Annotated in this window: 9 protein-coding genes and 1 other RNA gene; 8 read left to right on the top strand and 2 right to left on the bottom strand. The window is 53.4% G+C overall.

Annotated elements, in window-relative coordinates:
* Positions 1 to 28 precede the first annotated feature (28 nt).
* Positions 29 to 652 carry a hypothetical protein gene (locus tag P8N76_03990; protein ID MDG2380812.1) on the top strand — a complete coding sequence of 208 codons (624 nt, stop codon included), beginning with the start codon at positions 29 to 31 and terminating at the stop codon, positions 650 to 652.
* A 384-nt stretch (positions 653 to 1,036) separates the two neighbouring features.
* Positions 1,037 to 2,059, top strand: coding sequence for a hypothetical protein (locus P8N76_03995; protein MDG2380813.1), 1,023 nt, complete (start codon positions 1,037 to 1,039; stop codon positions 2,057 to 2,059).
* Positions 2,060 to 2,142: 83 nt separating this feature from the next.
* Here P8N76_03995 and P8N76_04000 read toward each other — a convergent pair whose 3' ends face one another.
* Positions 2,143 to 2,949 carry a hypothetical protein gene (locus tag P8N76_04000; GenBank protein MDG2380814.1) on the bottom strand — a complete coding sequence of 269 codons (807 nt, stop codon included), beginning with the start codon at positions 2,947 to 2,949 and terminating at the stop codon, positions 2,143 to 2,145.
* 389 nt (positions 2,950 to 3,338) lie between these two features.
* Here P8N76_04000 and P8N76_04005 point away from each other — a divergent pair, with 389 nt between their 5' ends.
* Both P8N76_04005 and P8N76_04010 read left to right on the top strand, forming a co-directional pair.
* Entirely contained in the window at positions 3,339 to 5,675 is a 2,337-nt protein-coding gene (locus P8N76_04005; GenBank protein ID MDG2380815.1) for a hypothetical protein, read from the top strand.
* A gap of 155 nt (positions 5,676 to 5,830) precedes the next feature.
* Positions 5,831 to 6,418 carry a hypothetical protein gene (locus tag P8N76_04010; GenBank protein ID MDG2380816.1) on the top strand — a complete coding sequence of 196 codons (588 nt, stop codon included), beginning with the start codon at positions 5,831 to 5,833 and terminating at the stop codon, positions 6,416 to 6,418.
* A 312-nt stretch (positions 6,419 to 6,730) separates the two neighbouring features.
* Here P8N76_04010 and P8N76_04015 read toward each other — a convergent pair whose 3' ends face one another.
* Positions 6,731 to 7,624, bottom strand: a complete 894-nt coding sequence (locus P8N76_04015) for a TIM barrel protein (GenBank protein ID MDG2380817.1) — start codon at positions 7,622 to 7,624, stop codon at positions 6,731 to 6,733.
* Between the two features lie 275 nt (positions 7,625 to 7,899).
* Here P8N76_04015 and P8N76_04020 point away from each other — a divergent pair, with 275 nt between their 5' ends.
* The 4 genes from P8N76_04020 to P8N76_04035 form a co-directional block, all read left to right on the top strand.
* Positions 7,900 to 8,745, top strand: coding sequence for an undecaprenyl-diphosphate phosphatase (locus P8N76_04020; protein ID MDG2380818.1), 846 nt, complete (start codon positions 7,900 to 7,902; stop codon positions 8,743 to 8,745).
* Between the two features lie 119 nt (positions 8,746 to 8,864).
* Positions 8,865 to 9,227: a transfer-messenger RNA gene (ssrA, locus tag P8N76_04025) on the top strand.
* A 472-nt stretch (positions 9,228 to 9,699) separates the two neighbouring features.
* Positions 9,700 to 10,323 carry an MT-A70 family methyltransferase gene (locus P8N76_04030; protein MDG2380819.1) on the top strand — a complete coding sequence of 208 codons (624 nt, stop codon included), beginning with the start codon at positions 9,700 to 9,702 and terminating at the stop codon, positions 10,321 to 10,323.
* A gap of 232 nt (positions 10,324 to 10,555) precedes the next feature.
* Positions 10,556 to 10,786, top strand: a 231-nt coding sequence (locus P8N76_04035) for a hypothetical protein (GenBank protein ID MDG2380820.1), incomplete at its 3' end; no start/stop codon positions are given.

Genomic DNA, 10,786 nt, shown 5'->3' on the forward strand with positions numbered 1-10,786 from the left:
CTTCAGGAAGAGAGGCACTAGAATACCGATGAATTCGAAATCACGACGAATCGAAGAACAATTTGCAAAAATCTCTGACGACGATAGCGGTGTGATATCATCAGACAGCGGTGACAGTCGAGATGAATGCTCGGAAGCAGCGCAATACGTCAACCAACTCATCGCTCGGATGAACGGTGGCGATCAAAATCAAGGTGAAGCCTCGCTGCTCAGCCCTGATCCGATTCATGATCCGCTTGATGACCCACAGCCAGAACTCGAATCGTTCTGCGAGGCCGATCGATCTGTTGCAGTGAGCGAAGAGTCAATCGTCTCCACGCAGGTGCGAAAACCGCAAAGACCGATCGTAATGGAGGCAGATCTAGAACGATTGCGTGAGGCTGCTAACATCTCTGCTACCGGTCATCTGAACTCCTTTGAGACCAAACAGCTATATTCATCGATCTATTTATATCTGATCCTCGCTGCCAGCCTGTTTCTGTTATCGATTGCGTTGATTGTGATGTCCCATTCAATCCATTCAATCGCCTACTGTGTCTCAGTCGCAGCCACGCTGGGCGGCCTCTTCTGTGCCTTCAAATATTTCCGCCTCACCAACCGATTGAGCCGACTACGAAAGCAGCGGGGCGGCGATCTGTTTGGCCTCCGTTAAACTTGCCGGATTCTCCAATCCGCCGGTTGGGGTCGGTGAGGACCATGCGCTGAACAGGACTCGCACCCACGATCCGTCCCAAAAGCGGGGGTTTGATTGGGTGTTTTTGGTAAGGATCGCGGGTCGAAAACGATGGTGATCCCGCGGTTTCCGCCTAAATCGTTCCGAGTAGCCACTTCGTTCGGATTCTTATTGTGACGACTCTAGTGCTTGGATCGGTCAAGGCTGGTTCGTAATCGAATAACGACAGTAGCGGTTGTTGCGATTGCATTCCTGGATCGTTCGATCTGTATTGGAAAACTCAATCATGCTTGTTGCCTGTTTGGTTCCGATAATAGCAACTATGTGACGAATGCATGCAGCGGTTTCGAGAGGTTATCAAAGATGTTAGATCCGAATGACTCAAAACGGGATGAGCCAAAACCCCGTGAGCAAGGTCTAATTCAGTCCGAACAGCTGCTCGTGCAGAGCAAGCGAGGTTCAAAGTTGGTCTGGGACTGTAATCACCCACAAAGGCGTCGATTCCTAACGGCACAAAAGATTGGCCTCGGCATACTTGTCATCTTCTTGGCCGGTAAAGTGCCCGTTCAATCCCAGGTTGTGGACCATCACGCGAGTCGATTCGTCCGAGCTGACCACTTTCCTGATCGGTCTTGTGAGCCCTCGTTCCACTCCGGCGATTGTTCCGATTATGACTATTCGTTGGGGCTCTGGCAGAACTATTGTGATGAAAGAAAAGTACGCGTCCCAGGGGGTAAACGTCATCACGGGCTGTTGAACCACTTGGGTCGTCAGAGTCGTTGTCAACCCGGTTGCGATTGTGGGGCGGCAGGTTGCACCGCTCGCGATCGACCTGCTTCACCGCGGGTGACTACACCACCGCGGGTGACTACACCACCGCGGCTTCCGAAGGCGCTGGTGACTCCCCGGCCACAAACGGTGTTGGAGCAGCAACGCGATCAAACGAAAGAAAAAAACAAGCCGATTGTGATCGTACCCCCCAAGGCTCCGCCCGCTGCGGATTCCATCGACCCCGCGCAGCGCTTACCGTCTGACTTGAAGGCCACGCCTGATTTAAAGGACACTGCGCCTGTCAAACCTGTTGAGCGGAAAATTCCACCGGAGCCCGGTACGATTCCCAATTTGCCGCCGGTGAAGGAGTTGCCGAAAAACGATGTCCCGCTGTTCCCAACATCGGCGCGAGTGCAGCGGAAGTCAGTGTCGGAACCGTTGACGAGGGCGTCTGCCAACTTGCCCACCCTCTATGTATGGCAAAGGATTGCTCAAGAGCCGCCCGTTCCAACGACGATCAGAGGAGTCTCCTTCGAGAGCATCAAGGATGCGGGGACCACGCGGCTGATCCAAGAACTACGTCAGAAAAACGATCGCCAATGGAGCTCTCGATAGCTTGTCGGAGAAAAGTCACTCGACGACATGTCGGTCGGCTGAGCTGTCGAGTTTTTCCCTTGCAGGGCCTGTCCAATCCGCCGTCAATCGACAGCTTGCATTGGCTCGAGAATCCAACCGGAAGCTGAAACGGTGAATCGATATTTACCAGCTGGCAGCCGTTTCCGGAAAAGACCCTGTCCGCCGCCCCGATCGAAGCGAATGGTTAAATCGCTTCGTTTTTCGATCAGCTCGGAACCGGGCGTTAAGGTGTGCACCTTTTCGTCGAGTAGAAAAGCAACTTCAAGACTGTTTGAGGCGGGATTGAACAAGCTGATCTGATCCCAGCTCGGATCGTCACCGGACGAATTTGCATTGGGCAGCGTCGGCACAGCCGTTTCGAGCGGTTTTGTCGGCGCTTCCTCTGCCAGTGCAGTGATGGTGGGCATCTCATCAGGCGTCAAATACTTCGCGACGTTCGCAATCCGTTGGGGGAGCCTGACGGGATTTTTGGCTAGGCCTCTGCCGACGGTATTGAGAACCCGCTTGCTGGATGATTCGAAGTCGAAGGTGCTCTCCAACCAAAGCGGTCGGTTTGGCTTGGGAATATTCGCTAAGGATGATTCGCTTGGGTCCGTTAGCAATTCGGACCAACCCGGCCCTGACGGCTCGCTTGTATCCTCGCCGCTGGGAGAGTTATCGTGCATGATTCGGGGCAAGGACAAGCGATCGGTTTGATCGGTAGTTGCCGTCATTGCATTGGTCGTGACTCTCGTTTGAGTCGTGGCCCTCTTGAGCTCGCTGCGTGCGGGAAAATAGTAAAAAGGCGCGGCCAACAAAGAAGCAATGTTGCTGACTAACAAGCAAATCAGCAAAAAGCTGAGCGATCGAATGGAGAGGAAAAATAACATGGAGCCCGCTCATCGATTTGGCTGGAAACGTGGGTGTTGTCCTGATCTAGGACCGCAAAGTGGTTCTCTTATTTATATAGGCCAAAAATCTGCGGTCGTGTCCCGCGTTTTCGAAGCGACTCCCGATTTGTCCGATGAGAACTGTTTGACTGTAAAACCGACTACCCGTCCTAGCGATTTTAGCGATCCTGATTAGGGTTGATGGCTTTTTGAGACAGCTAGCGAGGTAAATTTCAGCGAAATCCTCGACCGACGGCGGATTGATCTTTCGCAAGACCTTTTGATTTGGTAACTACGCCACCCCTGGATTCGTACTCGTCGTGATCGGACGTTGTTTTGGCGTCAGGATCGCACCATCGAGCACCCTTGTCAGCAAAGGTGGCTGGTCAATGTTGACTGGAAAAATGAAAGAAATCAATAAGTCGGTCCGACGTGTTTACCTTCGTTTGTTTGTGCTCGCAGCAGTCGTCGTTTTCGGCGCGATAGCGATTGCACAGGCTCAAAAAGGCAAGGGGAAGGATTCCTTGCCCGAACCTGCTGCGATTTCGTTTGAAAACGCAACGCCGATGCCGTTGAAGCAGAATCCTGAGCAGGATTCGACAACGACAAAGCAGGTCAATCACGAGGGCGAATTGCCGCCCGCAGAAACGGACCTGAAACCGATCGATACCGAGCCGGCCGACTGGCAATCGACCGAACTCCCATCTGATCTGGCAGCCGATCCCATTGACGAATCGGATACCGGGTTGCCCGCTCTTGATGATGAACCCGATGCAGGACTGACATTGCCTGTTGCCGGAACCGAGGCGGTCGATACGACTTCCGCCTACGATCAGGGCGCCTACGATCAGGGTGCTTACGATCAGGGTGCTTACGATCAAGACACGAATGACACACAGCAAGCTAATGCAGCGACAGACACTTCACAACAGCTTGAGCCCGTCCTGCCGGCGGATACTGAATTAGATCCGGGCTTCGATCCACTGCCTGAGCAATCAGGTGAGTCACAAGCCCCTCCGACCGACGTCGCCGCTCCAGTCGATGCGGTACCTTTACCCGCTGCCGCCTCGGTGACCGAGGAGCCGACGCTTGATCCGCTACCCGCTGCTGCGGCCGCTTTGCAGCCCTACGATGCCGGGTCGGCGCCTCTTCCGAACGAAGGGTTGGCTCCTTCGGCCAATGATCAGTCGCAATTGGAGTATGGTACGTCAATCGATCAACCGTTGACGCCAATCGAACCGATCGCGTCTTCCGCTCAACCGAGTAGCGTTGCTTTTGATCAGCCGGAACAGGGTCGCCTTGACGTGGCCAATCGGATTTCAAGTCCACCAACTGGAAAACCCGGTCCGCAAACTTTGGAAGGACCTCAGTCGCCGGCACTTACCATTGAAAAATCTGCACCGGCAGAAATTCAAGTTGGCCAACCAACCAAGTTTGAAATTCGTGTTCGAAACACCGGGCAGATTGCGGCTGAGAGTGTTTTAATTCGAGATGAGATTCCCCTTGGGACCAAATATGTTGACTCGAACCCGAAAGCCACGAGTGTCACGAATGGCGCGATCTACTGGGAAATCGGTTCGGTGAGACCTGGTGAAGACGTTGTTGTAACGGTTGAGTTGATGCCGACCGAAGAAGGGCAAGTTGGAAGTGTTGCCACGGTTGCTTTCCAAGCATCCGCCGCTGCACGCTCCAATGCGACCAAGCCTGAATTAGTACTTGAGCAAACAGGTCCGCGAGAAGCTTTGTTGGGCGAGACAGTACGGTTTTCCATCAAGCTTTCAAATCCAGGTTCAGGAGCGGCAACCGAGGTTGTTTTGGAAGAAGACGTGCCTTCCGGATTGTCACATTCATCTGGAAGTAAATTGGAATATGAAGTCGGAACCATTCAGCCAGGTCAGACGCGGAATCTAGAATTGACACTCAAGGCGTCTCAAGCGGGTCCGGTTCTCAACACGATCATGGCTCGGGCTCGCGGCGGATTAGAAGCGACCAGTAGCGTGGAATTGGCAGTGGTCGCGCCAAAATTGGAAGTCGTGGTTGATGGTCCGCAAAAACGATATCTTGATCGTCAAGCAACGTTCAGCGTGGCGGTTAAGAACCCAGGTACCTCAACAGCTCATGGTGTCGAAGTTTTGGCGAAATTGCCGAGCGGATTGAAGTTCGTCAGCACCAACAATTCTGGTTACTACGATCAGAGTCGTCACGCCGTGGTTTGGAGCTTGGAAAAATTGCCTGCCGGCGAAATGGGACAAGCTCAATTCACCGCTCGACCAGTCGAGATGGGGCAGTATGAAATCCGTGCCGAGGGGAAATCCAAGACCGGACTGCAAGCCACCGACGATCACGCGATTGCTGTCGAGGGAATCGCTGCACTGTTCTTCGGCTTGGCTGATCAGGTCGATCCGATTGAGGTCGGTGGAAGAACTACCTATGAAATCAAAGTGGTAAATCAAGGTTCAAAAGCAGCCTCGAATGTGCGAATCGTGGCTCTTGTCCCAGATGGTATGAAACCTGTCGGCGCCGAAGGGCCCACCAAAGAACAGGTGCAGGGTCAGAAGGTTTTCTTTGAGCCCATGGGTCGATTGACACCGCAAGGCGAAGCGATCTTTCGGATAAGCGTCGAAGGAACCGAGCCCGGTGACCATCGTTTTCGTGTGCAAATGTCGAGCGATGATATGACACGACCTGTCATTAAAGAAGAAGGAACCCGGATTTACGCTGACTAATCCAGCCTCAAGAAAATTAGTTCTCCAAGGGCGATAACACCACGTTATCGCCTTTTTTTGCGATCGCACGCACTGCGTGATGCGATTCAATTGACATGACCGAGGGTCGTTGAAAGACTGAGGGTTTGTTTCTAACCCATCCGATGGTTGAAATCATGTCGAAGCGCAAAGTGAGGCCACCAAAAGCACCCCCGTTACCACCGCCCGTGGTCGGTAGCCGGCTGTCAAACCAGTCGCGGACGAATTCGCTTGGCTCCTATCGACAGGAGGTTCTTGCCGAAATTGAACTCGATCGGATTTGGATCGTCTTTTGGATGGTGCTCGCGAGTCTTGTGGTGATGTTGGTTTCGCTCACCCCTGTGTTGAAACGCTGGTTTAATCCAGCCGAATCAGCACCGCCTACTTGGGATCGCTGGATTTATTTGTTGTTGTTTTTCGCGGTTACCCAGTTGATGTACGCCATTTATTTCGTTCAGCTGCCAACTTGGTTTAGCGCGCGTGCCTCGGCCCTGCTCTCGTTGACGTTAGCGTGCATCTACGCGTCAGGCTTAGCCTTGTTTTCCTTTGCAAAGTGGGATTCGGTCTGGGTGACTCGCTTGGAACTCATTGATGAACAGCAGTTGAGAACGCCGGCGCAGTGGTGTCTTGCGATGCTCTGTCTGTTATTGCCGCTGATGTTCTATCAGGCCAAGGTTTCACTGGTTTGGCGAAAACAGGAAGCGTCCTTTGGATCCGTCTTTTAAGCGAAATTTGCTGGATCAAACACGCTAGCTGTATCGCGCCGCCGTGGGAATTTTTCATTGAAGCGCCGCCAATGCTTAATGTCCTGAGACAGAAATTTCTGTCGGAAAAGGAGATCGAATCGAAAGAGGAGTCGGGGGTAGAACGAGACCGACCGTTTTCATAAATGGATTCGAGCGGTCGCCCGCGAGAGCCAGGTGGATTGTCAGCTTTCTTGCAAGCATTCGTGACAAAATGATTTTGTTGCAAAGAAAAATCCGTGGTGAGTCGTTCTCAAACCACGGATTGAGCAAAAAAAGAATCCGGCCACTTGCTTATTGAGCGGCAGCAGCAGACTCGACTTCTTCCTCCGAGCATTCGGGTGCCGGTGCGAGTAGATTGTCGAGCGCTTTTGCAACCTGGGCGACTGCCTTGATCCGAGGTACCCCGCTGAACTGGTCAGCATGACAATAGGCTGTGATCGGGCCTTCGTAATCCGTCTCGCAAAGCCACTGCAGCGTCTCGGCAGCAGGCACGATTCCGGTTGAACCGGGGATTAATCGTTGTTGCTCGGTGATTGAGTCCATGGACACATCCGTGGGAACATCAGCGATTCTTACACAGGTGATCTGCTCGGGAGACAGCTGTTTAATCGTCTCAAGGGTAGCGCCACTGACGTGCCAGTGCCACAGGTCCAAACAGATGCCAACGTTGTCACTCACGATCGTTTGCACGAGTGCCAAGAGTGTTTCGTGGGTGGTAATGAACTGTGTTTCATAGGCGGCTCGACTTGCGATCGGAGCCAAGAAACCGAGTCCCAGTCGGATGCCGGATTCTTTGAGGATCTCGGCGATTTCTGTGAATCTTTCGCGATGAAATTCGAAATCTTCGTGGTAGGCGCGCTGCTCACAATAGGGGGGAACGATTGCCGTGCAATGGGTTGCTCCCAGTGACGCGGTTGTCGCAGCAATCTCTTTCAATGTGGCCAAATCTTGTTGATATTCTGCATCTGCCGCAGTCCACCGGACGGGTAGTTCAAACCCGCCAATACGAATATTTGCACTTTGGAGGAACCGGACGGTCTGGTCACGTCCTCTTGTCAGTGTTGCGTCGCTCCATGCTGCGACGTTGAGATCAAGACCGCCATATTTGTAGGTCAAAGCCAATTCGATTAGCTCATTTGGGCGGGCAGAGATTCCCAGCGACTCAGCATTTAGACTCTTATACATTCTCAGTTTCTCTCCGTAGTCCTCGGCGAAGCAGTGAATTATTTATCGATTTCCACCATTCCCTTGTGAACTACGCATTATGTCAGACTTATCTATCTGTTCCTAGGGGACATTCGCTACCTCCCCGCGTCGGAGCAATCTGCAAGATCGGTGTAACAGAACTGTTCGGCGAAGTTTCTGGTTCGCTGGCTGCAAGCAGTCGATCGTCAACTAAGCTTTAGCTGCGTCGCCGCACGATCATTTGTGGTTAATCCAGAGCAGAGAAAAGGACAGCGATGAATTGGTGGGAAGCAATTGTGTTAGGGATTGTCGAGGGATTCACGGAGTATCTCCCTGTCAGTTCCACCGGACATTTAATTCTGACCCAACGCATGTTGGGGATTGAACAGACCGAAGCGTCCGACTCATACGCCGTCTGCATTCAAGCCGGTGCCATCATCGCCGTCGTGGGACTTTATTGGCGTCGGATTCGTGACATGTTGATCGGAATCGGCTGCAAATTGACCGGGCGTGAATCGGACGGGCACGGATTTCAATTGGCGGTCAATATTATTGTGGCGTTTTTGCCAGCTGCGGTGATTGGCTTGTTGTTCGACGATATGATCGAAGCGATGCTGTTTGGCTTGTGGCCGATCGTGTTTGCGTGGTTTGTCGGCGGCGTAGCGATTTTGGCAGTCGCCTGGTGGCGTCGGGGCCATCGAGGTGAAGCCAAGGAATTACCGCTCGAGAATCTCAGTTGGAAGATGGCGTTAGCAATCGGCACGATTCAATGTATCGCGATGTGGCCCGGGACGAGTCGCAGCTTGGTGACCATTGTCGGCGGTGTGATGGTTGGGCTGAGTCTGACGGCGGCGGTTGAGTTCAGTTTCTTATTGGGCGTTCTGACGCTGTTGGCAGCCACCGTTTACAAAGCGAAGGATGCCGGGCCGGTGATGGTTGAGGCCTATGGTTGGTGGCCGATGATCGTGGGTTCGATTGCAGCCTGGGTATCTGCCGTCATTGCGGTGAAATGGATGGTGAATTACTTAAAGCGGCACGGCATGCAGCTGTTTGGTTATTATCGAGTGGGGTTGGCGATTGTGGTCGCGATTTGTTTGGTGTTGGGCTGGTTGCCCTCCTAATTGCGTTTCCTGAGCCTTTTTCGCTTGAAAAAGCGAACCCCTTGGCTGCGGCTTTCGTCTACAATAGAGTAAAGAAGCTGAGATCTCGACGATGACTCGAGATCGACCACGAAGTCATTGGGGGCGAATTTGGATTCGACCGGGTGGCATGAAGTGGGAGTGGCGTGTCGTGGTTGATCAGTTGGCCACGTTAAAAGCTGATCACAATTTTTATGTGCAGAAGGTAACTTCTCACTGGCCGCCTAACATAGGTGGCTCCGGTTGCGGGATTTAGCCGGAGAGTCCCAAAAACCGGTTGCCAAATCCGGACCGCTCAGAGTCATGTCGAGCACGCTCTGAGTTAAAACCCTGTTCTCGTCTAGTCCGACATGAACCCGGTCGACAGGGGTCAGTCGGGCGAAACCCCAAAGAGCCGACTACACACGTAGAAGCTGTCATGGAAACATCGCGGGACGCGGGTTCGATCCCCGCCGCCTCCACTTTGCAAGTCGTGATTCAGTAACGACTTGCGAAAATCAGGAAAAAGCCGAACAGCATTTTGGACAGCACGAGATTGGCTGTGAATGTTGTTCTTTGGCGGATTCTGGCGTTGTTCGGCCGCCGGACCTCGACCAAGTAGCGACTGCTTGGCCCCATCTTCCGCCTCACATTCGTGAGGCAATCCTCACTCTGGTCGCTGGCACCGTCGGCGATCTTGATGCTGAGGGAGGCTCAAAATGAGCACGAGCCCCCACCGCACCGCTAAGGTTCCCCTGCTCGATTCTTCCGACCACACGGTCAGGGAGTCGTCTTCTCAGTGGCTGTATGCATCCTGCTCGAGCTGCACCGCCAAGTGGTTTTCCCGCCGTCGCATAGATCGGTGTCCACGGTGTGACGCACCTGCATTGGCTCCGGTCCATCTCGCACCTCCCTGGGATCGCTCTGAGTCCAGGGCTTCGAATGGAGGGGATTGCGATGAATGAGCAACTGCTCAACAGTCCGGCTGCGATTGAAACGGGGCCAGCAACGGAGGCAGTCCGAGGGCCGCAGCCATCGATCGCGCGTTGTCTTGACGATTTGCAGCAAAGAGGTCACCGCTTCAAGACCATTCTCGCCGATCCACCTTGGCGTTACGAGAATACTGCTTCTCGCGCCGCGGCCGAGAATCACTACTCAACCATGACCGTCGAGGAAATCTGCAACGAGCCCGTGAGCGAGCTCGTTGGGGACAACGCTCATCTCCATCTCTGGACAACCAACGCCTTTCTCGAATCGGCGTTTAGGGTCATGCGGGCTTGGGGGTTCGAGTTCAAATCCTGCATGGTCTGGGTGAAGCCGACCATCGGCATGGGTAATTATTGGCGCGTGTCTCACGAATTCTGTCTGCTCGGGATTCGAGGCAAGCTGCCGTTTGGTCGGAATGATATTCCAAGTTGGCTCGAAGCACCTCGGACCATCCACAGCCGCAAGCCATTCGCGTTTCGCCAACTCATCGAACAAGTAAGTCCCGGCCCGTACTTGGAACTCTACGGTCGCGTGGAGCAACCAAATACGGGTTGGACTGTCTACGGAAACCAAGTCGAGCGTCGACTCTTTTGAACGTCATCTGACGGAGGAACAAGCAAATGCAAGATCGAAGCAATTCTGCACTGGAAGAAGCCCCTATGAGAGAGATCGCGACCGCCTGGCCGCATCTTCGTCCTCATGTCCGCGAAGCGATAACGACTCTGATCGATGCGGATTTGATTCGCTTGAAACTAGAGAGCGCCGGCGTCGAAGTACATCGGTTTGCGGATTCGAAATCTGACTCCCGTCGAGCGAGGGAATAGGCATGACTTCGTCCTACCATTCACAAACGAAAAAACCGTGGCGGGCGAAATCGGGAATCTGTGGGCAAACTAGCGCATGGATCCGTAGCCGCCCGATCGACAGCAGCCGAGCCAAGTACCGCAACGCACATGCGGTTTTATGCGTCTCGGGATTTCGGGTTTGGCTACTTCAGATATCCGAGTTCGGTCAGAGCCAACCGGATTCCGCGATCCGCGATTTCTTGAACGGTAAC

The organism is Pirellulaceae bacterium (genome assembly GCA_029243025.1).
GTDB lineage: Bacteria > Planctomycetota > Planctomycetia > Pirellulales > Pirellulaceae.

Excerpts from the sequence above, each read along its gene's own strand:
- P8N76_04005 (MDG2380815.1), top strand. The coding sequence starts at position 3,339 with ATGTTGACTGGAAAAATGAAAGAAATCAATAAGTCGGTCCGACGTGTT.
- P8N76_04020 (MDG2380818.1), top strand. The coding sequence starts at position 7,900 with ATGAATTGGTGGGAAGCAATTGTGTTAGGGATTGTCGAGGGATTCACG.
- P8N76_04030 (MDG2380819.1), top strand. The coding sequence starts at position 9,700 with ATGAATGAGCAACTGCTCAACAGTCCGGCTGCGATTGAAACGGGGCCA.
- P8N76_04010 (MDG2380816.1), top strand. The coding sequence starts at position 5,831 with ATGTCGAAGCGCAAAGTGAGGCCACCAAAAGCACCCCCGTTACCACCG.
- P8N76_04000 (MDG2380814.1), bottom strand. The coding sequence starts at position 2,949 with ATGTTATTTTTCCTCTCCATTCGATCGCTCAGCTTTTTGCTGATTTGC.
- P8N76_03995 (MDG2380813.1), top strand. The coding sequence starts at position 1,037 with ATGTTAGATCCGAATGACTCAAAACGGGATGAGCCAAAACCCCGTGAG.
- P8N76_04015 (MDG2380817.1), bottom strand. The coding sequence starts at position 7,624 with ATGTATAAGAGTCTAAATGCTGAGTCGCTGGGAATCTCTGCCCGCCCA.
- P8N76_03990 (MDG2380812.1), top strand. The coding sequence starts at position 29 with ATGAATTCGAAATCACGACGAATCGAAGAACAATTTGCAAAAATCTCT.